Origin of the sequence: Nocardioides sp. Root151, assembly GCF_001427925.1 — a bacterium.
Classification (GTDB): domain Bacteria; phylum Actinomycetota; class Actinomycetes; order Propionibacteriales; family Nocardioidaceae; genus Nocardioides.
The window spans coordinates 1-25,579 of sequence record NZ_LMGG01000005.1 but is presented as its reverse complement, the minus strand read 5'-3'; the positions used below and the strand labels follow the sequence as shown (position 1 = coordinate 25,579).

The 25,579-nt window shown below is 69.1% G+C and carries 25 protein-coding genes; 20 read left to right on the top strand and 5 right to left on the bottom strand.

The window, feature by feature from the left end:
- Positions 1–195 precede the first annotated feature (195 nt).
- The 6 genes from dnaK (at position 196) to ASD66_RS15265 (ending at position 5,601) form a co-directional block, all read left to right on the top strand.
- Positions 196–2,058, top strand: a complete 1,863-nt coding sequence (gene dnaK / locus ASD66_RS15290) for a molecular chaperone DnaK (protein ID WP_056683083.1) — start codon at positions 196–198, stop codon at positions 2,056–2,058.
- Positions 2,055–2,693, top strand: a complete 639-nt coding sequence (gene grpE / locus ASD66_RS15285; RefSeq protein WP_056891504.1) for a nucleotide exchange factor GrpE — start codon at positions 2,055–2,057, stop codon at positions 2,691–2,693. Before dnaK ends, grpE begins: the two co-directional genes overlap by 4 nt.
- 42 nt (positions 2,694–2,735) lie before the next feature.
- Positions 2,736–3,869 carry a molecular chaperone DnaJ gene (gene dnaJ, locus ASD66_RS15280; RefSeq protein WP_056683077.1) on the top strand — a complete coding sequence of 378 codons (1,134 nt, stop codon included), beginning with the start codon at positions 2,736–2,738 and terminating at the stop codon, positions 3,867–3,869.
- A gap of 2 nt (positions 3,870–3,871) precedes the next feature.
- Entirely contained in the window at positions 3,872–4,285 is a 414-nt protein-coding gene (locus tag ASD66_RS15275; RefSeq protein WP_056683075.1) for a heat shock protein transcriptional repressor HspR, read from the top strand.
- Positions 4,286–4,354: 69 nt separating this feature from the next.
- Positions 4,355–4,984 carry a TetR/AcrR family transcriptional regulator gene (locus ASD66_RS15270; protein ID WP_056891503.1) on the top strand — a complete coding sequence of 210 codons (630 nt, stop codon included), beginning with the start codon at positions 4,355–4,357 and terminating at the stop codon, positions 4,982–4,984.
- Positions 4,981–5,601, top strand: a complete 621-nt coding sequence (locus tag ASD66_RS15265; protein ID WP_056891502.1) for a hypothetical protein — start codon at positions 4,981–4,983, stop codon at positions 5,599–5,601. Before ASD66_RS15270 ends, ASD66_RS15265 begins: the two co-directional genes overlap by 4 nt.
- A 20-nt stretch (positions 5,602–5,621) precedes the next feature.
- Here ASD66_RS15265 and lepB read toward each other — a convergent pair whose 3' ends face one another.
- Positions 5,622–6,242 carry a signal peptidase I gene (lepB, locus tag ASD66_RS24785; protein WP_268788528.1) on the bottom strand — a complete coding sequence of 207 codons (621 nt, stop codon included), beginning with the start codon at positions 6,240–6,242 and terminating at the stop codon, positions 5,622–5,624.
- Between the two features lie 311 nt (positions 6,243–6,553).
- Between lepB and ASD66_RS15255 the strand changes: the two genes are divergently transcribed.
- From ASD66_RS15255 to clpB, 11 genes are all read left to right on the top strand, one after another.
- Entirely contained in the window at positions 6,554–7,210 is a 657-nt protein-coding gene (locus tag ASD66_RS15255; protein WP_156388724.1) for a DUF6230 family protein, read from the top strand.
- A gap of 123 nt (positions 7,211–7,333) precedes the next feature.
- On the top strand, positions 7,334–7,897 hold the full coding sequence (locus ASD66_RS15250) for a DUF6114 domain-containing protein (protein WP_056683058.1): 564 nt from the start codon (positions 7,334–7,336) through the stop codon (positions 7,895–7,897).
- Positions 7,898–7,925: 28 nt separating this feature from the next.
- Positions 7,926–8,675: a DUF6230 family protein gene (locus ASD66_RS15245; protein WP_156388723.1), complete on the top strand. Its 750-nt coding sequence runs from the start codon at positions 7,926–7,928 to the stop codon at positions 8,673–8,675.
- 17 nt (positions 8,676–8,692) lie between these two features.
- Positions 8,693–9,175, top strand: coding sequence for a DUF6114 domain-containing protein (locus tag ASD66_RS15240; RefSeq protein WP_200950077.1), 483 nt, complete (start codon positions 8,693–8,695; stop codon positions 9,173–9,175).
- Positions 9,172–10,140: a hypothetical protein gene (locus ASD66_RS15235; RefSeq protein WP_056683052.1), complete on the top strand. Its 969-nt coding sequence runs from the start codon at positions 9,172–9,174 to the stop codon at positions 10,138–10,140. Before ASD66_RS15240 ends, ASD66_RS15235 begins: the two co-directional genes overlap by 4 nt.
- The gene (locus tag ASD66_RS15230; protein ID WP_056891500.1) at positions 10,137–10,889 is read left to right on the top strand and encodes a DUF6230 family protein; all 753 of its coding nucleotides are present in this window, start codon (positions 10,137–10,139) and stop codon (positions 10,887–10,889) included. Before ASD66_RS15235 ends, ASD66_RS15230 begins: the two co-directional genes overlap by 4 nt.
- Before the next feature lie 21 nt (positions 10,890–10,910).
- The gene (locus ASD66_RS15225) at positions 10,911–11,501 is read left to right on the top strand and encodes a hypothetical protein (RefSeq protein ID WP_156388722.1); all 591 of its coding nucleotides are present in this window, start codon (positions 10,911–10,913) and stop codon (positions 11,499–11,501) included.
- Positions 11,502–11,587: 86 nt separating this feature from the next.
- Positions 11,588–12,937: a hypothetical protein gene (locus tag ASD66_RS15220; RefSeq protein WP_156388721.1), complete on the top strand. Its 1,350-nt coding sequence runs from the start codon at positions 11,588–11,590 to the stop codon at positions 12,935–12,937.
- On the top strand, positions 12,934–13,830 hold the full coding sequence (locus ASD66_RS24995) for an Abi-alpha family protein (RefSeq protein WP_056683039.1): 897 nt from the start codon (positions 12,934–12,936) through the stop codon (positions 13,828–13,830). The genes ASD66_RS15220 and ASD66_RS24995 overlap by 4 nt, the downstream gene beginning before the upstream one ends.
- Before the next feature lie 77 nt (positions 13,831–13,907).
- The gene (locus tag ASD66_RS15210) at positions 13,908–15,098 is read left to right on the top strand and encodes an alpha/beta fold hydrolase (RefSeq protein ID WP_056891498.1); all 1,191 of its coding nucleotides are present in this window, start codon (positions 13,908–13,910) and stop codon (positions 15,096–15,098) included.
- A gap of 123 nt (positions 15,099–15,221) precedes the next feature.
- Entirely contained in the window at positions 15,222–17,819 is a 2,598-nt protein-coding gene (clpB, locus tag ASD66_RS15205) for an ATP-dependent chaperone ClpB (RefSeq protein ID WP_056891497.1), read from the top strand.
- A gap of 3 nt (positions 17,820–17,822) precedes the next feature.
- Here clpB and ASD66_RS15200 read toward each other — a convergent pair whose 3' ends face one another.
- A complete protein-coding gene (locus ASD66_RS15200; protein WP_056891496.1) occupies positions 17,823–20,087 on the bottom strand; it encodes a serine/threonine-protein kinase in 2,265 nt (754 codons plus the stop codon).
- Between the two features lie 98 nt (positions 20,088–20,185).
- On the opposite strand from ASD66_RS15200, the gene ASD66_RS15195 reads away from it, so the two are divergent.
- Together ASD66_RS15195 and ASD66_RS15190 are read left to right on the top strand one after the other, a co-directional pair.
- Positions 20,186–20,728, top strand: a complete 543-nt coding sequence (locus ASD66_RS15195) for an FHA domain-containing protein (RefSeq protein ID WP_056891495.1) — start codon at positions 20,186–20,188, stop codon at positions 20,726–20,728.
- A gap of 46 nt (positions 20,729–20,774) precedes the next feature.
- A complete protein-coding gene (locus ASD66_RS15190; protein ID WP_156388720.1) occupies positions 20,775–21,803 on the top strand; it encodes a hypothetical protein in 1,029 nt (342 codons plus the stop codon).
- Positions 21,804–21,811: 8 nt separating this feature from the next.
- On the opposite strand, the gene ASD66_RS15185 is transcribed toward ASD66_RS15190, so the two are convergent.
- A complete protein-coding gene (locus ASD66_RS15185) occupies positions 21,812–22,975 on the bottom strand; it encodes a pyridoxal phosphate-dependent aminotransferase (protein ID WP_056891493.1) in 1,164 nt (387 codons plus the stop codon).
- A 31-nt stretch (positions 22,976–23,006) separates the two neighbouring features.
- Here ASD66_RS15185 and ASD66_RS15180 point away from each other — a divergent pair, with 31 nt between their 5' ends.
- Positions 23,007–23,675 carry a class E sortase gene (locus ASD66_RS15180; protein WP_056683019.1) on the top strand — a complete coding sequence of 223 codons (669 nt, stop codon included), beginning with the start codon at positions 23,007–23,009 and terminating at the stop codon, positions 23,673–23,675.
- Here the strand turns inward: ASD66_RS15180 and ASD66_RS15175 are convergent.
- A complete protein-coding gene (locus ASD66_RS15175) occupies positions 23,672–24,334 on the bottom strand; it encodes a DedA family protein (protein WP_235530123.1) in 663 nt (220 codons plus the stop codon). The genes ASD66_RS15180 and ASD66_RS15175 overlap by 4 nt on opposite strands.
- 122 nt (positions 24,335–24,456) lie before the next feature.
- On the bottom strand, positions 24,457–25,579 hold a 1,123-nt coding region (locus ASD66_RS15170), incomplete at its 5' end, for an LPXTG cell wall anchor domain-containing protein (protein ID WP_056891492.1).

The following is a 25,579-nucleotide window of genomic DNA, read 5'->3' as shown; positions in this document are numbered from 1 at the left end:
ACGCTCCTTCCCTGAAGCGTCGGGAATGAACCCCCGAAGTCCTGTGTTGGGCTCAGTGAGCAAACTTGAGTTGATTCGACTCAACTTATTTGCCACACTTCCTGCGGCGGCGCAGGATGGGCCCCACTCAGACTCCCCGGACGGTCCGACCAGGACGCCCGGGACCACCAGAAACACACACCGGAGGTACTCCCCATGGCACGAGCGGTCGGCATCGACCTCGGCACGACGAACTCCGTCGTCGCCGTCCTCGAAGGTGGCGAACCCACCGTCATCGCAAACGCAGAAGGCGCCCGCACCACCCCGTCGGTGGTCGCGTTCGCCAAGTCCGGCGAGGTCCTCGTCGGCGAGGTCGCCAAGCGTCAGGCGGTCACCAACGTCGACCGCACGATCCGCTCGGTCAAGCGCCACATGGGCGAGAGCTGGACGACCCAGATCGACGACAAGTCCTTCACCCCGCAGCAGATCAGCGCCTTCATCCTGCAGAAGCTGAAGCGCGACGCCGAGGCCTACCTGGGCGAGCCCGTCACCGACGCGGTCATCACCGTCCCGGCGTACTTCTCCGACGCGCAGCGCCAGGCCACCAAGGAAGCCGGCGAGATCGCCGGCCTCAACGTGAGCCGCATCGTCAACGAGCCGACCGCGGCCGCGCTGGCCTACGGCCTCGACAAGGGCGACGACCAGACCATCCTCGTCTTCGACCTCGGTGGCGGCACGTTCGACGTGTCCCTGCTCGAGATCGGTGAGGGCGTCGTCGAGGTCAAGGCGACCTCGGGCGACAACCACCTCGGTGGCGACGACTGGGACAACAAGATCGTCGAGTGGATGATCGCGAAGTTCAAGGCCAACAACGGCGTCGACCTCGGTGCCGACAAGATCGCCAAGCAGCGCCTCCAGGAGGCCGCGGAGAAGGCCAAGATCGAGCTGTCCAGCTCGAGCGAGACCCAGATCCACCTGCCCTACATCACTCACGGCGAGTCCGGCCCGCTCCACTTCGAGGAGAAGCTGACCCGCAGCGAGTTCCAGAAGCTCACCGCCGACCTGCTCGAGCGCACCAAGGCGCCGTTCCAGTCGGTGCTCAAGGACGGCGGCGTCGCGATCGCCAACATCGACCACGTGGTCCTCGTCGGTGGCTCGACCCGCATGCCCGCCGTGACCGAGGTCGTCACCGACCTGCTCGGCGGCAAGCAGCCCAACAAGGGCGTCAACCCCGACGAGGTCGTCGCGGTGGGTGCCGCGCTCCAGGCCGGCGTGCTCAAGGGTGAGGTCAAGGACGTCCTGCTCCTCGACGTGACCCCGCTGTCGCTGGGCATCGAGACCAAGGGCGGCGTGATGACCACGCTCATCGAGCGCAACACCACGATCCCGACCAAGCGCTCCGAGATCTTCACGACCGCTGACGACAACCAGCCGTCTGTCGAGATCAAGGTCGCCCAGGGCGAGCGCCAGATGTGGGCCCAGAACCAGGGCCTCGGCAACTTCGAGCTGACCGGCCTTCCGCCGGCCCCGCGCGGCGTGCCGAAGATCGAGGTCACCTTCGACATCGACGCCAACGGCATCGTGCACGTCTCCGCCAAGGACCACGCGTCCGGCCGCGAGCAGTCGATGACGATCTCCGGTGGTTCGGCCCTGTCCAAGGACGAGATCGACCGCATGGTCAAGGAGGCCGAGCAGTACGCCGACGAGGACCGCAAGCGCAAGGAAGCCGTCGAGGCCCGCAATCAGGCCGACGGTCTCGTCTACACGACCGAGAAGTTCCTGGCCGACAACGGCGACAAGGTGCCCGACGACGTGAAGACCGAGGTCCAGGCTGACGTCGACGCGCTCAAGGCGACCCTCGAGAACGCCGAGGCCACCGCCGAGGAGCTCGAGGCCGGTGTCTCCAAGCTCGGTGAGTCCAGCCAGAAGATGGGTGCCGCGATGTACGCCGCCGCCGAGGCCGACCAGGCCGCCGCCGGTGGAACCACCGGCGCGACCGGCGAGGCCGACGACGACGTCGTCGACGCCGAGATCGTGGACGAGGAGCCTGCCGAGGGCGCCGAGGGTGAGTCCAAGTGACCCAAGGCCCTGGTGACGAGTCCCCCGAGGACCCGGCTGCTGAGGAGCGCTCCGAGCAGTCCGCCGCGCCCGAGGAGCAGCCCATCGCGGGCCACTCCTTCGGCGAGGCGGCCGCCGAGATGGCCAACGAGTCGGAGGTCGAGGAGCCCCAGCAGTCGGGGGAGCGCTCCGACCCGGCCGACGACGAGCTGGCCGTCGCCCGCATGGAGCTGGAGGAGCGCACGCTCGACCTCCAGCGCCTGCAGGCGGAGTTCCTCAACTACAAGCGACGGGTCGACCGCGACCGTGAGCTGATCAAGGAGAACGCCACGTTCTCCGCGTTGGCCCCGATCACCGAGGTCCTCGACAACATCGACCGGGCCCGCGCACACGGGCCGCTCGACGAAGGCTTCCGGGCCGTCGCCGACCAGCTCGAGCGGGTCGTCGCGGGCCAGGGCCTGGTGCGCTACGGCGCCCCGGGCGAGGCCTTCGACCCGTCGCTCCACGACGCCCTCTCCCACATGGGAGAAGACGCCGAGGTCGAGGTCACCACGGTCAAGGTGGTGGCCAAGGCGGGCTACAAGATCGGTGACCGCGTCGTGCGCGCGGCCCAGGTGCTGGTCGTCGACCCGGCGCCCGACGCCACCGACGGCTGACCCACCACTGAACACATCGAGAACTGACGAAGGGAGGCGCGCGTGAGCGGCAAGGCTGACTGGGCGAGCAAGGACTACTACAAGGAGCTCGGGGTCTCGAAGGACGCAGGTGCCGACGAGATCAAGAAGGCCTACCGTCGTCTCGCGCGCGCCAACCACCCCGACTCCAACCCGGGTGACAGTGCCAAGCACGAGAAGTTCAAGTCGGTGGCCGAGGCCTACGACGTCGTCGGCGACCCCGAGAAGCGCAAGGAGTACGACGAGATCCGCAGCGCGCCCCGGTTCCCGACCGGTGGCGGCGGTGGGGGCTTCGACGTCAGCGACCTCTTCGGCCAGCGCGGTGGAGGCGGTGGCGGCGGAGGCATCGGTGACATGTTCGGTGACCTCTTCGGCGGCGGGCGCCCACGCCAGGCCCGGCCGCAGCGCGGCGCCGACGTCGAGAGCTCGGCGACGATCAGCTTCGAGGACGCCATGGAGGGCGTCACGATCAGCCTGCGGCTGACCAGTGACGCGCCCTGTCCGAGCTGTTCGGGCACCGGCGGCAAGCCGGGCACGAAGCCCCACATCTGCATGGTCTGCGAGGGCGCCGGCATGGTCGCCTCGACCGCGGGCGGTGCGTTCACGCTCAACGAGACCTGCCCGGCCTGCGGCGGTCGCCAGCTCGTGTACGACGAGCCGTGCCCCACGTGCCACGGGTCCGGTCGCGGCAGTTCCGCGCGCTCGATCCAGGCCCGCATCCCGGCCGGGGTCAAGGACGGGCAGAAGATCCGCCTTCGCGGCAAGGGTGCCCCGGGCGAGAACGGCGGCCCGGCCGGTGACCTCTACGTGCACGTCAAGGTCACGTCGCACCGGCTGTTCGGGCGCAAGGGCGACAACCTCACCCTCGACGTGCCGGTCGGGTTCGACGAGGCCGCGCTCGGTGCCGAGATCAAGGTGCCCACCCTCAAGCACGGGCCGGTGACGTTGAAGGTGCCGGCCGGTACGCCGAACGGCCGCACGTTCCGGGTCCGCGGCAAGGGTGCCCGCAAGGCCGACGGCACCAACGGCGACCTCCTGGTCACCCTTGAGGTCCAGGTGCCCGCCGTACTCGACACGGCGGCTCGTGAGGCCGTCGAGGCCTACCGCGCGGCGATGGTCGGCAAGCCGCTGCGTGGCGGCCTCTTCGAGGAAGTCTGAGCATGGTCACCCCCGACCCCACAGTCGGTGTCTACGTGATCAGCGTGGCCGCCGAGCTGGCCGGGCTGCACCCCCAGACGCTGCGCACCTACGAGCGGATGGGCCTGATCACTCCTGGCCGCACCGGTGGCGGCGGGCGTCGCTACTCGCACCACGACATCGAGATGCTGCGGGTGATCGCCGACCTGACCTCCCACGGCATCGGCATCGAGGGGGTCCGCCGCATCCTCGACCTGGAGAACCAGGTGCTCGCCCTCTCGGCGCGCAACGAAGAGCTCGCCGCTGAGGTCATGGGTCTGCGCGAGACCCTGCGCGGGCTCCTCGGCAGCTCTCGCGCCGCGGCGGCCGGCAACCTGCCGGTCCTCCGGTCGCCCTCGACCGGCCAGGTCGTGGTGTGGCGCCGCAACAAGCCGTGAGCACCACGTCGACCCCGACATTCGGGCGTCGAAGTCTTTGACGTTCTTGGGGTCATGTAAAGTTGCCGCATGAGCCAGTCGAGCGGTCGCGCCAAGGGTGCCGAGTCCTTCAAGGACAAGGTGCACGGGTTGCTGCGTGAGTCGATCCTCGACGCCGCCTGGGCGCGGGCCACACACGCGTCGTGGGGGCAGGTCCGCATCGCCGACATCGCCGAGGACGTCGGCGTGAGCCGGCAGACGATCTACAACGAGTTCGGCACCAAGGACCAGCTCTCGCTGGCCCTCTTCGACCGGGAGCTCCAGCGGGTCCTTGCCGAGCTCGAGACCCGGCTGGCCTCTTCGGAGAGGTTCGAGGAAGGCATCCGCCGGGCGCTTCTCTGGATGCTCGACGAGGTCACCGACCACGCCCTTCTCGGTCGCATGGTGACCGACGCCAGGTCCGGCGGCGGCGACGGGCTGGTCCCGGTGCTGACCGTCCGTTCCGACATGATCATCACCCCGGTGCGCGCCACCCTCACCCGCATCGCGATGGAGCGCTGGCCCGAGGCCGACGCGTCCGCCGTCGAGGTGGTGTCGGACATGTATGTCCGGTTCATCCTCAGCCAGATCATCACCCCCACCGATCTCGACCGCGTCGCGATGGTCGACGCGATGGTCACCATGGCCAAGCACATCCAGATCCCGGCATCCGCGAGATGAGGGACCGCACCCGCGAGGTCGGCGTCTTCGCTGCCGGCCTCGTCGCCGGCGTCGTGCTCGCACTCCTGCTGCCGATCGTGATCAGCAAGATCAGTGGTCTGGTCCCCGACTCCGACGACCCGCTCGACTACGTGACTGTCGTCGACCCGACGGCCCCCATCTCGCCGAGGCTTTCCGCGGTCGCCAAGCGCCTCGACCTGAGCACCGACGTCGACTGGCGGGCCACCCTGCTGGAGCGCTCCACGGTCGTCTCCCGCAGGTCGACGCTCACCCCCGCCGCCCTCAAGGCGCTCAAGAAGTCGGTGACCGTCCCCGACGCGGAGCAGTTCGAGCTCCTCGGCGTGGTCAGCAACCTCGACTCGCCGAAGTCAGTGCGCACCAACGGCGCGTTCTACATGGTCGCGCTGTCCCGACAGGCACCGGCCGAGACCTGGCTGCGCGAGGACCACCGCATCTTCGCCGACGACGCCATGGAGAAGACGCGCGTGACCTACCAGGCGGGCGCGCTGATCTTCTACTACGCGCCGGTCGGCACGGCCGACTACTCCCAGGCGATCCGCCGCTACGTCGGTGAGGTGGTCAGGTGTCCGCGCGACACCAGCGCCTGCCCGGAGTGAGCGCTCCGGGCTGAGCGACCCTAGTCGTCGACCGGCTGCAGTGACGCGGGGTTGTCGACCGTGCCCATCCGGCTGAACGGCTGGATGCGGCGGTTCATGATCGCTCCGATGTCGTCGGCGGCGACGACACCGAAGACCCGGGAGTCGTCGGACCCTCCCCAGTTGTCGCCGATCAGCCAGTAGTGGTCGTCGGGCACGGTGAACGCCTTCGCACGGTTCTCCATCACGCCGTCGGCCGAGCAGCACTTCTGACCGACGCGGTCGCCGTACTGGCTGGCCCAGGCGTCGCTGACGACCTCCTGCCAGGCCTTCTCTCCCGCGGGCCGCAGGAGTACGACGGGCTTGCGGTCGCGCTGGCGTACGACGATGCGGTCGCCGGGAACTCCGATCACCCGCTTGACCACCTTGTTGCCGTCGACTGTGGCCTCGATCACATCGAAGCGGTCGATGTCGCCGCGTCCGAGGATGTTGGTGAAGAGGCGATCGCCCGGCTCGAGGGTCGGTTCCATGCTGTGCCCCTGCACCTTCACGGAGAAGGTGAACGCTCCCACGGGAACGAGAATTGCCAACAGCACAAGGGCGATCAACACAAAGCCGAGGAATCTGCCTGCCCGTCCGATGTCGCGGTCGCGGAGTGCCATGAGGGTGCCTGATTTCGGTGGTGGGGCAAGGGGTCGAGCGAAATCTACTCCCGGGTGGCCGGGTTTACATGAATTGGTCAACGTAAAGCAGAAAGACCTTGGACGGTATCTGTCGACAAGGTGTTGTTTCGGACATATGGTGTCCCACGTCATGACGAACCGGGGCGCTTGTCGCCCACTTCGCATGCAGGGTTGGGAGGCCCGGTGCGGAGCGTTCTCGGGGTCGGCGATCGATGTCGCCGGGTGCAAGGGGAGTTGGGACATCCGATGGTGCGAGCGTGCCATCGTCGTGTTCTTCCTGGGAGGGAAGCATGAAGGAAAAGGGTATGGGGCGTACGCGCCTCGGCCGCTTCGCAGCAGTGACGGTCCCCGCCACGGCAGCAAGCCTGGGTCTCGGTTTCGCCATCGTCACCGGCATGGTGTCGGCGTCCGTGTCGTCGGCCGGCGGCTTCCAGGTCGGCGGTGACGCGGCTCGGGCAGACGGCATGAAGATGTCGCTGGCGAGCACCGACGTCGCCCAGAACGAGGCAGACGCGACCGGTCAGGCCTCCGAGGCCGCACTGGTCACGCTGGAGGACGGTTACCTCGACGGCATGTGCCTGGCCGTCAACCAGAGCCTGCCGGTCATCGGCCAGGTGAGCCTGACCCTCGGCGTGCCCACCGGCACCGTCGGAGTCGGCACCATCGACCTCAACGCCTCGCAGGTCAACACCGGAACCGCCAACCTGCCCTCCACCACCATCGGTGTGGCCGCGGGCGAGACCGGACAGAACGTCGCCGCCAGCAACGTCGGTGGTTTCGGCCTGAAGACGAACGACACCACCGGTGTCGAGGGCACGGACGAGGCGGCCGCGTCGGCCGTCAAGCTCGCCGACCTCAACGCAACGGCCTACCAGCTGACGCTCAACAACGGGCTGGACGTCGGCTCGCTGGAGATCGGCGTCTCGCGGAGCACGGCCACCTGCTGATTGCAGGCAACGCCCCGATGACCGCTTGAGGGAGCGGGCGGGCCGGTGACCCCGGCCCGCCCGCTCCACCTGCGGCCCCCGAATGCACCAGTCGCAGCACCCCGCATGACTTTGGAGAAGCACATGAGCGTCGCGAACGAGATCGACCCGAACCACACGGACACTGACCCGAACCACCGTGAGATCGACCAGAACCACGCCGGCACCGACCCAGAGCGTTCGCGTCTCGGCTCGATCGTCCACTCCGTCAACCGCTTCCGGCGTACCCGCCCGTTCTGGGGGTGCATCATCCTGGCCCTCGGCGGCTGGTTCGTGCTCAAGCCGGTGATCGGCTCGGCTGCGATGACCCTCGAGCTCGGCGTGGGTGGGGTGTCCGGCTACATCCTCGGCGGCGGCATGATCGCCGCGGCCCTGATCGCCTTCGTGCTGCCCGCCCAGCGTCACTTCCCGGCCCTGATCGCGACCATGCTGTCGGTGGCCTCGCTGCCACTGGCCAACCTCGGCGGCTGGCTGATCGGCATGTTCCTCGGCATCGTCGGGGCCGGCATGGTCTTCGCCTGGGCGCCGTACAGCGACAAGCAGCTCGCGAAGTTCGCGGCCCGCGCGGAACGTCGCGCCGAGCGCAAGGCCCTGCGCAAGTCCGGCAGCTCATCGGCCAGCACGTCCGGCAGCGCCGCGAGCGCCTGATCAATCTTTTCCTGGGGAGGGAATGGCAGTGAGCAGCAGCCACAAGAATGCCCGCAGTGTGCGGTCGCGCGTCGGTGAGGTCCTGGGAGGGAGACTCGACTCGGCGCGCAGCAACATCGATGCGATGGTCGAGCAGGCCGAATCGACGCGTCGAGGCACCCGGCGGCGCGCCCTTGCGCCGCTGTTCGGCGGGGTGGCTGCGCTCGCTGCCATGTTCAGCATGGTCGGCAGCGGTGTGCTGGCGGTGAACTTCACGTCGGCCAACCAGTCCTACAAGATCTACACGGACCGGGTCGTCGGCCAGTACGCCGCCGGCTACCTCAGCTCGCAGGCCCAGCAGAGCGGGTCGACCGCCGTGGCGCAGATCGGGTTCCAGCAGGCCGACCTCTTCGGCTTCTGTGCGATCGCCAAGCAGACCATCGGCGGGGTGCCGGTCTCGCTGCTCGTCACCGGCGGCGAGCCGGTCAACGGGACGGTCACCGACCCGAGCAAGAAGATCACCGCGAACCAGCTGTTCATGGCCAGCAACACCCTGACCGGCAACGGCGAGAACATCTCCAAGATGACCCTGGGCCAGTCGGCGGACACCCTCACCATGGGCGAGGGCAACCCCAACCCCGGCACGCCCGGAGCCTTCGGTCTCCAGGCCGAGCTGATGCAGATCGCCAACCTGGACGGCGACTCCTACGGCATCGACCTCAAGGGCAACATCAACCTGCCCGACCTCAAGATCCGGGTCCTGCCCCGTGAGCTGACGAAGGCGGACTGTGCATCATGAGCGTTGAGGCGATGAAGATGACGGAGTCGACTGCGAAGACGAGCTTGTCGACCAGGACGTGGCGCGGGATCGGGCTGGCCCGCCGCTGGTTCCGCGCGTTCCGGCGTACTCGTCCGTTCTGGGGTGCGCTCTGGCTCGCCCTGGGCGGCCTGGTGATCATCCACTTCGCCCGCTCGCCGATCACGATGGTGATCGGTGGCGGCTGGAACTCCTCGGCCGGCTACATCCTCGGTGGCGGCATGGTCATGTTCGCCCTGGTCGCGCTGTTCGCGCCGCTCTACCGCAGCCTGGTCGGAATCGTCGGCGTGCTGCTCGGCCTGGCTGCCTTCATCGCCGCCAACCTGGGTGGCTTCCTGATCGGCACCCTCCTGGCGATCTTCGGTGGCTCGATGATCTGGGCCTGGGGCGAGAAGAAGCCGCGCAAGACCAAGGCTGACCGGACTCGCAAGCGCGAGATCGCCGAGGTTGCCGAGACAGCCGAAGGCACCGACGATCGATGAACCTGACGAAGAGCAAGCAACGGCTCCTCGTGGGACTGGCCCTGTTCGGCTTCGTGCAGGCGATCGGGACGCAACCGATCGGCTCGGGCGGTCCCGAGGCGGCACACGCCGCCGTGGCGGACTGCGGCAGGGACGCGCAGGCGCTCGCGGGCCTGGTCACGGGGAACACGCTCACTCTCGGCAACGGCACCACCGTCAAGCCGTGCATCCCCAACGCGCCCATCCACATGCGGATCGGCTACAGCGACGGCGGCACCGGCGGCGCCACTGGCAGCAGCACCGCGTTCACCACGGACGGAATCACCTTCCCCGACGGCAAGTTCACCCGCAAGTACACGAGCTGCGGAGCCTTCCAGCGCAACGACTCGACCATCGCCAAGCCCACGATCCTGAAGTTTGCCGACGGCACGCAGTCGGCCGGACCGAGCAACGTCGCCACCAGCTCGAAGTGGGGCGCGTTCGGCACGTGCCCGTTCGACCGCACTCTCTACCAGGACAACGGCTGGTCGACCTCGTTCGCGAAGAATGACAACGCGATGCTTGTGCACATGCGGTTGAAGAACCTGCAGATCAACCGGAACGCCTACATGACGGTGGTGCCGCAGGCGACCCCCGACAACCCCTCGGCCGCGGGCACCGGTGAGTACAAGCTCACCTTCAACCCGGCCAACCAGGGCAGCGCCGGCTGGAACATCGGCGACGGCTGTGTCTACACCGATCTGTGGCTGCGGGCCGACACGCACATCAAGGTCAACATCTTCGGCATCAACACCTCCGTGGGGTCCCTGGCCGGAGACGACAGCCTGTGGGGCAGCATCCTGGCGTCCATCGCGAGTGGCGACGACATCCCCGGCCTCGAGCTCGATGCGTGGGTCTACTACATGAACACCAACAAGGGCGGCGACTGCACCGGCACGCCCACCACGCTCAACCTGCCCAACACGAACATCCAGGTCACGCCGTGAGCGACGAGGTGGAGGAGGCCCCCCGCATGGGGGTGCGCTGGCGCCGGGCGGCCGGGATGAACCTGGTCGGCATGGGCCTGCTCGCCTACATGGTGAGCCAGCTGTGGACCGGAACCGTGATGGGCCTCGGTGCCGGACTGGTCTTCTCGGGCAAGCAGTCGCAGTTCAGCAGCGCGAAGCTGAGCACCACCAACGTCGGCATCGGCGTCGTGCCCATCCAGCTGCGCGACGCCGCGTCCCAGACTGCCTCGAAGTACGCCCTGCGGATGGGGTTCGCCGGCGGAACCCTCGACGGGTTCTGTGTCTCGCAGACCGAGTCGATCCTCGGCCAGGACTGGACCATCCGCCTGACCGCACGCGACAACCAGCTCAACGTCAATGACGTCAGCGGGAAGAACGTGCAGTTCGACGTGAGCAACGTGACCTCGTCGAGCGCTCCGAACACGAGCGGCAACGGCATCGTCCTCCGCGGGAACGTGGCGCTCGGGGTGACGCCGCAGACCATCACCACCTGGAAGGACGCGGGAGGTGTCGATGCGGTCAACCCGCTCGACGCGCCGGAGACCTATGCCGGGACGAACGGACGACTCTTCGGCATCGACTCCGACGTGGGTGACCTCTACAACGTCAAGGGTGAGCTGTACGACGCCGTCATCGAGGGACCGCTCAGCCTGAAGAACCTGAAGATCGAGGTGCTCCACGCCAGCGCCGCCACCGCGGGCTGCAAGAACATCCCGATCGTGTACTGACTGATGGCCGTGGACCGACTGATGACGAACGTGAGAGGCGCCGGCGGCGTCGGCCTGTGGCGCTTCCTGTTGGTCACCGGGCCGGCCACAGTGATCAGCCTGGGCATCGGAGCGTTGGCCGTGCTCGGCTATGTCTCGGTGGTGATCACCAGCACCCAGCCGATCACGATGGCCAGCTCCGGCGGTACGTCGGACAGCATGGTGCTCGGCGTGGGCACCGTCGGCACGATCGTCGAGGACGACGACGCGCTGGCCGGCGACTCGGCGGCCGCGATGGTGCGCATGGGTACGACGCACCTCGACGACCTCTGCCTGGTGCCACGCGTGGAGTTGCCCCTCGTGGGTGACCTGCTGAGCATCCGCATCAGGAGCGCCGCGCCGGTGACCCTCGGCGACGTCACGCTGGCTGCTTCGGGGGCCAGGCTCGGCGGACTGCACACGCCACGGACCACGATGGGACTCGGCGCCGGGTTCGAGGCGCGCACCGAACCGGGGCCGGACGCGATCACCCTCGGCGATCTCGACCTCGAGACCCACGGGATCGTTCTGGACGGCGGACTGCGCCTCAGCTCGCTCGGCGTACGCACGTCTGCAAAAGAGTTGAGCTGCTGACCGGAACCCGGTGCGTGATACATCGTTACAAGAACTGTTGCACATGGATAGGCTCACGCGTCAGGGACGGGTGACTGAGTAAGGGTGTGAGGAACTCGCTGGACGCACTGGGTGACTACTTCAGTCACGTCGACTGGTTCTTCCAGGACGTCGACGAGCCCATGGAGTGGGTCGCGCTCGTCTCGATCCCGCTCTTCACGGCCGTCATCGGCTGGCTGATCAACTGGACCGGCCTGATCATGCTCTTCTACCCGATCCACTTCCACGGCTTCAAGATCCCGGGCATGGCCGAGCTGGCCCGCCTGGCCCCTCGAAAGCTCCAGGAGGTGCCGGGCGTCCTGCAGGGCGGGGTGGGCTGGCAGGGCATCGTGCCCGCGCGTGCCGCGAAGATGGGCAGCATCGCGGTCGACAAGGCGATCGCCAAGCTCGGCACGCCCGGCGAGTTCTACCAGCAGCTCGAGCCGGACCAGATCGCCGAGCACATCGTGAAGATCTTCACCCCGGAGATTCCCTCCCTGGTCGACGAGGTCATGCGAGAGAGCCACCCGGCCCTGTGGCGCGACCTGCCCAACGCGGCGAAGAAGGCCGTGATCGCACGGGTCCAGGCGCAGCTGCCCGCCGTCGTGAAGACCGTGACCGACGAGATCGGCACGCACATCGACCAGCTCCTCGACCCGAAGATCATGGTCATCGACCACTTCCGCACGCACCCCGAGCTCGTGGTCCGCGTCTTCAAGGACGTGGGGCAGAAGGAACTGAACATGATGGTGACCTTCGGGTTGCTGTTCGGCTTCCTGCTCGGCATCCCGGTCGCGTTCGCCGACCACTGGTTCCACCAGTGGTGGCTGCTCCCGGTGCTCGGCATCGGGGTCGGCTGGATCACCAACGCCTTGGGCATGTGGCTGATCTTCGAGCCGACCGTGCCGACGAAGAAGTTCGGCATCACGTTCCAGGGACTGTTCCTGCGACGTCAGAACGAGGCCGCCGAGGTCTACGCCAAGATCATCGCCGACGACGTGATCACCCTCGAGCGCATCGGCGACTTCCTGCTCGACGGACCGCGCGGCGACCGGACCCGGCAGATGCTCGCGGTGGCCCTCGGCCCGGCCATCGACCGCGCCGCCGGACCGACCCTCGGCGCGGCCAAGGTGGTCATCGGGCGCGGCAACTATCGCCGGATCCGGGAGTCGTTCGCCAAGGAGGCGGTCGGGCGTACCCTGACGCCGTTCAAGGACCCCGAGTTCAGCAGGCAGCAGTCCAACAAGATCCGGGCGATGGTCTCGCAGCGCACCAAGGAGCTGCACCCTGACGACTTCGTCGAGATGATGCGCTCGGCCATCAAGGAAGACGAGTGGATGCTCTACGCACACGGCGCGATCATGGGACTGGCGGGTGGGTTCATCCACCTCGCGATCTTCGGAGTAGGTGGAGGATGACGGACGAGAAGGGCCTGGAGCGGGCCGACCATGAGCAGTCGCCGGCGCTCGACGCGATTCCCGGGCTGATCCGGATCGCCGCGTCGTCGTGGGTGCGCACCGCGGAGTGGAGCGTGGTCGCCGGGCTGCGCACCGGGCGTCGCATGCTCAAGGCGGCCACCGACCCGCACACCGCGGTCGAGCTGGCCCAGGGCGCCGCCGCGGCCTCGGGCATCGTCGCCGACATCGCCAAGGCGGTCAGCTCCGGCGAGTCCGTGCCCCAGGCCATCCAGCAGGTCGCCGCCTCGCTCGGTGGTACGTCGGACCGCAGGGCCGTCGAGCTCCACAACGGGCGTGACCGCGATGTCGAGAGCACCGACCTGCGCAGCTCGTTGCGCGAACAGGGCGCCAAGCTGCTCGAGCGCTCCCGTGACGTGTGGAGCAACGACACCGGCCACCCGGCGTACGCCCGGATCCTGACCGAGCTGGCCCCCGACGAGGGCCGCATCCTGATGTTGCTCCTGCGCAGCGGTCCGCAGCCGATGGTCGACGTACGCACGGGCGGTGCGGTGGGCATGGTCAGCTCGACGCTGATCGCGCCGGGCCTGAACATGATCGGTCCGCGGGCCGGCACGCGCTACGTCGACCAGGTGCCGTCCTACCTCAACAATCTGTTCCGGCTCGGCCTCGTGTGGTTCTCGAAGGAGCAGCTGAAGGACCCGCTCGACTACCAGGTCGTCGAGGCGCAGCCCGACGTCCTGGCTGCGATGCACTCGGTGCGTTCGGCGAAGCTGGTCCGCCGCAGCATCCACCTGACCCCGTTCGGCGAGGACTTCTGCCGCACCTGCCTGCTGGAGGAAGAGGTGCCGCCCGAGGACCTGCCCGTGCACCAGGCGCCGAACGACCTGGAGTAGCGGCGGCAGCAGCAGAGCTGCGAAGCAATGTGGGAGTCCGTGTCTGGGAGGGCCGGACGGATCGAGGGAGCAAGCACATGTCTGTACGCGAGCACGTCCGGACGCAGAGGCGTCGACTGGTCGAGCTGGTGGCGTTGTTGGCCATCGGCGCCCTGTGGGTGGCGGTGATCGTGGTCGGTGCCGGGTTCGCCCTGGCGCAGGTGTACGACGGCCGCACGGTCGCGGCCGTCGGCCTGACCGGGGGCGGACTCGGACTGGTGTGCGTCGGCGCGCTGCTGGTGTGGGCACACTTCACGGGCAACGGTCGCGTCGCGCACACCGACACGTCCGGGCACGGCGGCCGGGAGGTGTCCGTGGTCTCGCGTGACGGCACCCGGCTCCATGTCGAGGTCGACGGGCCGGACGACGCCGAGGTGACCGTCGTGTTCGTGCACGGGTGGACCTGCCAGCTCAGCGCGTGGCGTCACCAGCGTCGCCACCTGGCCGGCAGGCCGGTGCGTTCGGTCTACTACGACCAGCGTGGCCACGGCCGCTCGGACTGGATCGGCATGGGCGAGGGGGAGCGCGGCGTGCGCCATCTGGCCGACGACCTGGACGCAGTGGTGGCGGCGACCGCGCCGACGGGTCGTCTGGTCCTGGTCGGCCACTCCATGGGCGGCATGACGATCATGGCCTCGGCGCAACGGCACCCGGAGGTCGTCGCGTCGCGGGTCGACGGCGTGCTGTTCTGCGGCACCGCCGCGGGGCCGCTCTCGGAGTCGATGGCCCTGGGCCTGCCGGAATCCATGCGGCCCCTGCACCACTTGGTGCGCCGGCACGCGGTGTCGATGCTGACCCTGCTCGGCTTCATGCCGCGGCCGATGGCCCGCCTGCTCGGCGTCGGGCCCTACCTGTTCTTCGGCAACCTGCTCGCCGTCGGCAGCCGCTCGGAGTCGGCGAAGCAGGTCACCGCGCAGGGCCTGTGGGACACGCCGCTGCCGGTCGCCGGACGGATGCTCAAGGCCGTGATGACCCACGACGAGCGCGACGCCGTGCCGTCGCTCGACCCGACCCGCGTGGTCGTCGTCTCCGGGAAGGCCGACCGCCTGGTGCCGTACGCCGACCAGCTCGAACTGGCCCGCCTCGTCGGGGACGCCCGCGTGGTCGGCCTCGAAGGGATCGGCCACATGGTGGCCCAGGAGGCGCCCGACGTGGTGAACGCCGAGCTCGACGGCGTGCTCGCCCTGGCCGGGGTGCAGGGGGATCACGAGGCGTCCGTGCTCGCCTGAGACACGTCAAAATATTTGGAGAAGGGCAAAGTTGAGTGGAACAGACTCAACTTCTGGCGCGTTGAGATGAATGACGGACACACTGGGTGCCGTCACACTCACGCATGAGGGGGCCCTCGACCTATGAGCACTTTCGGTGCCGAGAAGTTCACCACCCGGAGCCGCGCGGCGATCGAGGCCGCGCAAGTGTCGGCGACCACGGCCGGCAACTCCCAGACCGACCCGTTGCACCTGCTCGTCGCGCTGCTGCGCGACCAGGAGGGCACGGCGCGCAACCTGGTCACCAAGGCCGGCGCCGACGTCAACACACTCACCCTGAAGGCCGAGCAGGCGATGGCCGCCCTGCCCAGCGCGAGCGGTGCGACCGTGCAGCAGCCCGGCGCCTCCGCCGCGCTGACCCGGGTGCTGGCCGGCGCGATCGACCTGGCGTCGTCGATGAAGGACGACTTCGTCGCCACCGAGCACCTGCTGATCAGCCTGGCCACCGTCGAGAGCCAGGCCCGCACCCTCCTGACCGACGCCGGCCTCACCGAGGACGGACTGCGTGAGGGCCTGACCGCCGTACGCGGCAACCGTCGGGTGACCAGCCAGGACGCGGAGTCGACGTACGAGTCGTTGGAGAAGTACTCCGTCGACCTCACCGCAGATGCCCGCGACGGCAAGATGGACCCCGTCATCGGCCGTGACGCCGAGATCCGCCGGGTCATCCAGGTGCTCTCGCGGCGCACCAAGAACAACCCCGTCCTGATCGGCGAGCCCGGCGTCGGCAAGACCGCCGTCGTCGAGGGCCTGGCCCAGCGCGTGGTCGCCGGCGACGTGCCCGACTCGCTCAAGGGACGCCGCGTGCTCAGCCTCGACCTGGCCGCGATGGTGGCCGGTGCGAAGTACCGCGGCGAGTTCGAGGAGCGGCTCAAGGCCGTCCTCGAGGAGATCAAGGACGCCGGTGGCCAGGTGGTCACCTTCATCGACGAGCTGCACACGGTCGTCGGTGCCGGCGGAACTGGCGACGGGTCGATGGACGCCGGCAACATGCTCAAGCCCATGCTGGCCCGCGGCGAGCTGCACATGATCGGTGCCACCACGCTCGACGAGTACCGCGAGAACATCGAGAAGGACCCGGCCCTGGAACGGCGCTTCCAGCAGGTCTTCGTCGGCGAGCCGTCGGTCGAGGACACCATCCAGATCCTGCGCGGCATCCAGGAGAAGTACGAAGCCCACCACGGCGTCCGCATCACCGACGCCGCCCTGGTCGCCGCGGCCACCCTGAGCGACCGCTACATCACCGGGCGCCAGCTGCCGGACAAGGCGATCGACCTGATCGACGAGGCCAGCTCGCGGCTGCGCATGGAGATCGAGTCGTCGCCCGAGGAGATCGACCAGCTGCGGCGTTCGGTCGACCGGCTCAAGATGGAGCAGTTCGCCCTCGAGAAGGAGAGCGACCCGGCCAGTGTCGAGCGGCTCGAGAAGCTGCGCGCCGACCTCGCCGACTCCGAGGAGCAGCTCCGCGGGCTCGAGGCCCGTTGGGAGCGCGAGAAGACCTCACGCGAGGGGGAGGGCGAGCTGCGTCGCCAGCTCGACCAGCTGCGCAGCGAGGCCGAGAAGCTCCAGCGCGAGGGTGACCTCGACAAGGCCAGCGAGATCCTCTACGGCCGGATCCCGGCACTGGAGGAGCAGATCCGTACCGCCGAGTCCGAGGAGGCTGCCGAGACCGCCGAGATCGAGCCGCTGGTCGGTGAGGAGGTCGGCGCCGAGCAGATCGCCGACGTCGTCGAGGCCTGGACCGGCATCCCCACCGGCAAGATGCTCCAGGGAGAGACCTCACGCCTGCTCGACATGGAGGCCGAGATCGGCCAGCGGTTGATCGGCCAGGAGGCCGCCGTCAACGCCGTGAGCGACGCCGTACGCCGGTCGCGTGCTGGCGTCTCCGACCCCAACCGGCCCACCGGGTCGTTCCTGTTCCTCGGCCCGACCGGCACCGGCAAGACCGAGCTGGCCAAGTCGCTGGCCGACTTCCTCTTCGACGACGAGCGCGCGATGGTGCGCATCGACATGAGCGAGTACGCCGAGAAGCACTCGGTCTCGCGCCTGGTCGGTGCCCCTCCCGGCTACGTCGGGTACGACGAGGGCGGCCAGCTCACCGAGGCGGTGCGGCGTCGGCCCTACTCCGTCGTGCTCCTCGACGAGGTGGAGAAGGCGCACCCCGAGGTCTTCGACGTCCTGCTGCAGGTGCTCGACGACGGTCGGCTGACCGACGGGCAGGGTCGCACCGTCGACTTCCGCAACACGCTGCTGATCCTGACCAGCAACCTGGGCTCGAACTTCCTGGTCGACCCGTCGCTGTCCCCGGAGGCGAAGCACGAGTCGGTGATGGGCGTCGTACGCGGCCACTTCAAGCCGGAGTTCCTCAACCGGCTCGACGAGATCGTCATGTTCGAGTCGCTCAGCAAGGAGGCGTTGACCCACATCGTCGACCTCCAGCTCGCGCTGCTCGAGAAGCGGCTGGCGGTCCGCCGGATCACGATCTCGGTCACCGACGAGGCGAGGACCTGGCTGGCCGACCAGGGCTACGACCCGGCGTACGGCGCCCGTCCGCTGCGCCGGCTGATCCAGACCACGATCGGAGACCCGCTGGCCCGGCTGCTGATCGGTGGCCAGGTCGCCGACGGCGGCTCGGTGACGGTGTCGGTCGGCGACGACGGACTCGTGCTGACAGCGGGCTGAGTCTCACGGCGCGGGCGCCGAGACTGCGATGACGCCGTCGGCCACCTCGGTGCTCCCGCCATCACCGACCAGGGTCAGCGTTCCGGTGGCCCGCTGACCCTGGGACTGGCCGGACGGCGGGGCGCCGGAGTCGGCGACCAGCTCCACGTGTGCACCTGAGGGCAGGTCGCGGGCACCCAGCACGGGCCGCCCGTCGTCGAGCACCCACGTGTCACCGTTGAGGCGCCACTGCTGGATCGGGATCTCGGGCGTCGTGCCGGCCTCCCAGTCGCAGTCGAGGCGGTGGGAGCTGGCGCGCAGCACTCCGTCGTCCCCGAACCACACGTCGTCGATGGTCTCGATGTACATGAAGTCCTGGGCGGACTCGGGGAACATCGCGGAGGTGTCCGTCTCCAGAGGTTTCGCAGGGTTGGCGGGATCGACCAGGAGCACCTCGGCGCCCTGCGTGCAGGCGCCGCCGCTGCCGTAGGCCACCACGGCCGCGCGCGGACCGCCGTACGCCGTCTCGCCGGCGTACGCCATGTCACCCACCGAGCTGCCGACCAGGGTGTCGCCGACCTGGGTGGCGGTGCCGTCCTCGTCGAACAGGTAGAGGTCCGCCGCGCCGTGGGCTCCTGCCTCCTCCTCGTTGTTGCCGGAGGCCAGCACCTGGTCGCCGGCGGCGGCGACGGTGTACCAACTGACCCCGAGCGAGTCTTTGGGGGTGAAGTCCTCCGTGGTGTCGAGGGACCCGAGCCGGCGCCACTGCATCGGCTGGAGCGCCGGATAGGTCACGCCCTGGTCCACGGTGATGACCTTGTCGTCCCAGGGCAGTGCGGCCGTCGGCGCGCACTCGGCGCACGGGGTCCGTCTCGTGGTGCCCTTGTCGACGTCGACCAGGGTCAGTGTCGCGCCGTCTGCCACCGCCAGTCGGCTGCCGTCGTCGCTCCACGCCATCGCGGGCTCCTCCCACGCCTGCATGGCGGCGGTCTTCACCGCGGTGACCCGCTTGCCGTCCTTCATGACCACGATCTGGCCGGCGGTCGCGTAGGCGAACACGTCGGGCGTCACGGCGACCTGCTGGGTCGCCGAGCCGTCCTCGTCACGGTTGGCCACGTAGACGCCGGCCGCGGTGCTGGCGGCGACCACGGAGGCGACGCCGATCGCGGCGACCTTCGCGACGCCGATGCCGCCGATCGTGGCGCTGGCGCCACCGGCACCTGCAGCTCCACCCGCCGCTCCACCCGCGGCTCCACCTGCAGCTCCGCCAGCCGCTCCACCCGCGGCTCCACCTGCAGCTCCACCCGCCGTGCCGCCTGCGGTTCCCGCCACGCCGATTGCTCCACCTGCCGACCCGGCGACCCCGGCGGTACCGGCCGCTCCACCCACCACGGCCGCCGTGCCGAGCATGCCGGCACCGGCGGGCAGGGCCGCGATCACGGCACCGATCACGCCGCCCAGGCTCGCACCGGCCAGCCACGCGGGGCCGTACTTCGCACGGGCCGCGTGCTCGAGGCTGTTGTGGAAGGCCGTCGCGTTCTGGTGCCGCACCGATGGGTCCTTGGCGAGGTCCTGCAGGCAGATGCCGGCCAGGTCCTCGCCGAGGTCGGGCACGGTCGCCCGGGGATCCGGGACCGGCTGGGTGAGGTGCAGCTGGGCCGTGAGGTCGGCCGTCTCGCCCTTGTAGGGCTGCCGTCCGCAGAGCAGCTCGAAGAGGACCACGGCCGTGGAGTAGATGTCGCTGCGCGCGTCGACGTGGCTGCCGGCCACCTGTTCGGGGCTGATGTAGGCCGGCGTCCCCGACCACGTGCCCGGCCCGTCGAGGCGGCGCGGTGGGCCGGCGAGCCCGAAGTCGATCAGCCGGGACGTGCCGCTGGAGTCCACGAGGATGTTGTCCGGCTTGAGGTCGGCGTGCACGAGGCCGGCGGCGTGTACGGCGGCCAGGCCGTGCAGGGCGCCGTACAGCACGCCGAGGGACTGGGGTCCGTCGAGCCGACCGCGCTGCCTGAGCACCTGTCGCAACGAGGCGCCTTCGACGTAGTCGGTGACGATCGCGGCCAGGCCGGGCTCGTCGATCACGTCGCGCACCCGCACCACGTTCGGATGGTCGACCCGGAGCATCGCCGCGGCCTCGGAACGGAACATCGCCCGCAGCCGCCCGTCACCGGGCAGGTTGAGCACCTTGATCGCGACGGTCTCGCCGGTGCCGGGGGCGGAGCCACGGTAGACGGTGCCGAATCCGCCCGCGCCGAGGATCCCGCTGATCCGGTATCTGCCGATGCGTTCCATGGACCACATCCTCGGTCATCGGCCCGGTCCCGGCCATGGGCGGATCGACCCCAAACATGTGGGTAGTCGGCGGGGTCGCGTGTGACAGGATCGGAACGATGATCCGGTTGAGCCTCCAGGACGGCACCCAGCACCATCTGCTGGAGGTGGAGCGACTCCCGGCCCGTATCGGCCGCTCAGCCGAGTGCGACGTACGGCTGCCCGGCGACCCCACGGTGTCGCGCGTGCACGCGTTCGTCGTGTCCACCGAGCACGGGCTCGAGATCCAGGACGCCGGCAGCCGCAACGGGACCTTCCTCAACGGTCAGAGAGTCGAAGGGAGCGCACTGCTCACCGCCGCGGACCGGGTGCGGATCGGTCCGTTCGTGCTCAGCCTCGTGGGCGACGGCGACGACCAGCAGGAGACGGTCGAGGCCGGTGGGCCGGCGGCCTCCCGGGTGCGCATGGAGACCGGCCTGTCCGCACGCGAGATCGAGGTGCTGGGCCTGGTGGCGGCAGGATGCACGGACCAGCAGGTCGCGGAACGACTCTTCCTGAGTGTGAAGACCGTGCACTCGCACCTGGACAGGATCCGGGACAAGACCGGCTGCCGGCGCAGGCCCGAGCTCGTCCGCTTCGCCCTCGACCACGGGATCGTCTGACGCCCGCCGGAAGGTGCGTGTTGGTCGCCCTGAGAGACTGGGCCGCATGACGCAGAGCAGCGCCCCCGCGAGACCGCCCCAGGTGACCATGGCCGGATGGATGACGGTCGGTGCATCGCTCTTCATGCTGGTCAACGTCTTCACCTACGTGTCCCAGCTGCGCACCATCGAGAACCGCGAAGCCGTCGCGAAGACGCTCTCCCGGGACCCGCTCAAGGGCATGGGCATCGACCTCGAGCAGGCGCTCTCCATGCTGCACGGCGCGTCCCTCGTGGCCGGCGCCTGTGCTGCGGCCACGGCGATCCTCGGCTGGTTCGCCCTGCAGCGCAACCACCACGCCCGCATCGCGCTGAGCGTGCTCGTGCTGCCCCTCTTCTTCACCGGCCTGGTGGCCAGCCCGTTCCTCTCGTCGATGATCGCCGTCTCGGTCGTGCTGCTGTGGGCCCGTCCGGCCCGCGACTGGTTCAACGGCGTCACTCCGGAGCCACCGGCCCGGAAACCCGAGCAGCCTTCCTCGTCGGTGACACCACCGCCGCCCCCGGAGGAGCCGCGCGCCTTCGAGGGCTTCGGCCAGTCACAGCCGACCCGTCCCAGCGATCCGACGCAACCGGTGTCGATGCAGTCGATGCCGCCGTTCCCGGCTGCCCGGCCGGTGCGACCGGGTGAGCTGCTGCAGGCGTGCATCATCACCTGGATCATGAGCGGTGTCGTGCTGCTCGGCATGGCGATCGTCGTGATCGGCCTGTTCACGACGCCCGATCTGCTCAAGGACGTCTACGAGAGTGACTCCCGCTTCGGCGAGTCCGGCGTCAGCGTCAGCCAGCTGAAGGTCGCCTCGATCGTGATGGCGTTGGTCTTCTCCGCATGGTCGGCCGTCGCGATCGTGCTGGCGTTGTTCGTCTTCAACGGCCACAACTGGGCGCGGATCACTCTCGTCGTCTCCGGCTCCGTGGCCGGCTTGCTCAGCCTGGTGCTGGTGATCAGCTCGCCGGTGCTGCTCGTGGTCACGGCGGCCTGCGTGGCCACTGTCGTGCTCCTGCTGAGGCCGCCGTCGACGCAGTTCTGCAAGCGCTAGCAGGGCACCTAGGCGCGCAGGTCCGCCGCGGACAGCCGGTCGATCCCCTCCGCGATGACGTCGGGCTCCTTGCAGAACGCCCAGCGGATCAGGTGCCGTCCCTCCTCGAGGTCGTCGTAGAACGCCTGGCCCGGAATGGCCACCACTCCGGCGCGCTCGGGGAGGGCCCGGCAGAAGGCGTCGCCGTCGGCCCAGCCGAGTCGGCGTACGTCGGTGGTCACGAAGTAGGTGCCCTCCGGGACGCGTACGTCGACGTCAAGCTTGTCGAGCCCCGCGCACAGCTGGTCGCGCCGGTCCTGGAGCGAGCGGGTCAACCCGACATAGAAGTCGGACTCGTGGTCGAGTGCGTGGGCGACCGCGGGCTGGAGCGGCGTGCCGCTCGAGAACGACAGCCACTGCTTCGCCCCCAGCACCGCCTGCACGAGATCGCGCGGACCGGTGGCCCAGCCGATCTTCCAGCCGGTGAAGGAGAACATCTTGCCGGCGCTGGAGAGCGTGACCGTGCGCTCGAACATGCCGGTCAGGGTGGCCAACGGGATGTGTTCGTGGTCGTCGAAGACCAGGTGCTCGTAGACCTCGTCGGTGACCACCAGCAGGTCGTGCTCGACCGCCACGTCGGCGATCGCCTGCAGCTCGTCGCGGTTCAGCACGGTGCCGGTCGGGTTGTGCGGAGTGTTGACCAGCAGGAGCTTGGTGCGGTCGGTGACCGCGGCCCGGAGCGCGTCTACGTCGAGCCGGAAGTCCGGAGCACGCAGGGTGACCGGGCGTCGTACGCCGCCGGCGAAGGCAATCATCGCCAGGTAGGAGTCGTAGTAGGGCTCGAGGACGACGACCTCGTCGCCCGGGTCGACGAAGGCCAGCAGCGCGGCGGCGATGCCCTCGGTGGCGCCGGTCGTGACGACCACGTCGTGGCCGGGGTCGAGCTCGAGGCCGTAGTGCCGCGCCTGGTGGGCGGCGATCGCCTCACGCAACGGGAGAATGCCGCTGCCGGGGGCGTACTGGTTCTCTCCCGCGCGCAGGGCGGTCACCGCGCGTTCGACCACCGAGGCTGGGCCGTCGACGTCCGGGAAGCCCTGGCCGAGGTTGATCGCACCGGTCGCGACCGCCAGCGCGGACATCTCGGTGAAGATCGTGGTCGGAATGCCGTCGAGTCGTTTCGCTGGGCGTGCCATGCGTTTCAGGGTAGTCGGGCACAATCGCGGCATGACCTCGACGACCCTGCCGCGCGGCCGTTCCCGAACCTGGTGGGCCGGGCTCGTGCTGCTCGTCGGTGGGCTGGCCGTCCTCGGCTGGGTGGCCTGGCAGTTCTGGGGCACCAACTGGGTCTCGCACCGCGCCCAGGACCGCATCGTCAAGCAGGTCGAGAAGAAGTGGGAGGCCGACAGCGTCGACGTCGTCGAGGTGCCCGAGGGGAACGTCAGCGCGCTGATCCGCATCCCGGAGTTCGGTGACGACTACGTGATCCCGGTGCTCGAGGGCACCTCGGACGACGTGCTGTCGTCGGGTTTCGGGCACTTCGACGACACGGCAGGGCCGGGGGAGGCGGGCAACTTCGCGCTGGCCGCCCACCGCATCACGCACGGCGAACCGCTGCGTGACATGCCCAATCTCGAGGCCGGCGACGAGGTCGTCGTCGAGACCCGCGACGCGACGTACACCTATGTGCTGACCACCGGCGGCGACGACCTCACGGTGTCGTTCGAGGACGGGTGGGTGCTCGACGCGCTCCCGAAGAACCCCGAGAAGGGCGGCGTCCAGCCCGACCAGCGCCAGGGCCAGAAGCTGATCACGCTGACCACCTGTGCCGAGCTCTTCCACACCGACGAACGACTGGTGGCGTTCGGCGTGCTCAAGGAACGCACGCCGCGCTAGACGGGATCCTTGGCACTCCGGTGACGCCACCACTCGAAGAGCATCGGGAGCACCGAGATCGCCACGATCACCAGGATCGCCGCCTCGATGTTGTGCTGCAGGAACTCGACGCCACCGAGGAAGTAGCCGAGCACGGTGATGCCGGTCGCCCAGAGGACGGCACCGACGGCCGACCAGAGGAAGAAGTGTCGTCGGTCCATCTTGCCGACACCGGCCACCAGCGTGATGAACGTGCGCACGATCGGCACGAAGCGCCCCAGGACCAGCGCCTTCGCACCGTGCTTGTCGAAGAACGCCTCGGTCTTGGTGAAGTGCTCCTGCTTGAGGAAGCGGCCGCGGTGCTCGTAGATCTTCGGGCCGATCGCCCGGCCGATCTCATAGCCGGTGATGTTGCCGAGCAGGGCCGCGGCCGAGAGCAGGACGCAGGCCACCACGATGTTGACGTCGATGCCGGCCTCGCCGGCGCCGGAGCGGTGGATGAACAGGCCCACGCTGAACAGCAGCGAGTCACCGGGCAGGATCGGGAAGAGCAGTCCGCACTCGACGAAGACGATGGCGATGCTGACCCAGAACATCTCCTGGCCGAACTTGTCGAGCAGCCACTCGGGGTCCATCCAGCTGATGCCGAGCAGCAACGGATGCAGGAGGTCGGGGATCACGCGCGCAACCCTAGCCGGGCGCACTCAAGCGCGGGCCGGGCGCACTCATGCGCAGGGAAAACAGCGGCCCGTGTCCAATGGGGGACATTTGGACACGGGCCGCTGGGCTTGTGCGGGCTGGATCAGGCGCGGCGCCTCCGCTCGCGCATCATCAGCCAGGCCCCGAGGACCACGAACAGTCCGCCGACCACGCCGTACAGGCCGCTACCCGAAGGTGCGCCAGTGTTGGGCAGGACGCCGTCGTGGGTCTTCGGTGCCGCGTGGGTCTTGGGTCCGTCGGTCTTGGGCCCGTCGTGCGTCTCCGGCCCGGTCTCGGGCTGCTGCGGGTTGGCGCACGCCGTCGTCGCCTGCGGGTACGCGACGACCAGCTCGTAGTGCGGGTTGACCTCGAAGGTCACCTTCACTCCGTCTCGGGTCCAGGCGTAGTTGCCGGTCGTCTCCGTGTAGCTGCCGTCCGGGTTGCGCACCCAGCCGGGCCAGCCGGCGGGATCCACCGAGGCACCCGGCCACAGGAGCTTGCCCGACAGCGGCTGCCCGGTGACGACGTAGTCCTTGCCGCTGGGGTTGACGAACGTGATGGTCACGTCGGTCGGTCCCACGTAGCCCTCCTCGAGGATCAGTGCGTAGCTGAGGTAGGGCACGGCGTCGACACACGTCGACTCGATCGCACCCGGCTCGAGCGTGCACTCCTCGCCGGAGTCGGCGGAGGGCTGGAACCGCACCTCGGTGACGCCGGGGCCGAAGGCCGCGCCGTTGATCGCAGTGGCGACCGCCTCACCGGTGGCCTCGTCGACGGACCACGCGACGTTCTCGAGCGTCGGGAAGGTGTCCCACTTGACGTTGTTCGTCACGTTGCCCGGGTTGCACACGTCGAGCTCGGCCGGCTGTGCCGGGACCTCCAGGCAGCTCGGGGCTGCGGGGATGTCGACCTCGAAGGTCCAGTAGGCGTCGGTGTTCTCGTAGCCGGCGAGGACCGTGGCGGTCAGGGTGCCGGACAGCGGACCGGCGTACGTCCCCGGTGCGACCGTCGTGCCGTCGAGGGCGTAGACGACGCCCTCGGTGGCCGGGACGGTCAGGGTGCCCTCGACCTCGCAGCCCGTGGACTGCGTGACCTCCGGGTCCACCGGTGCGGCGCAGATGATGCCGTTGTCCGTGGGCAGCGGGTAGCGCTTCTCGGTGGCACCGCCGGCGAAGGCCATGCCGTTGGTCGCGGTGGCGACCGCGTCACCGGTGGCCTGGTCGACG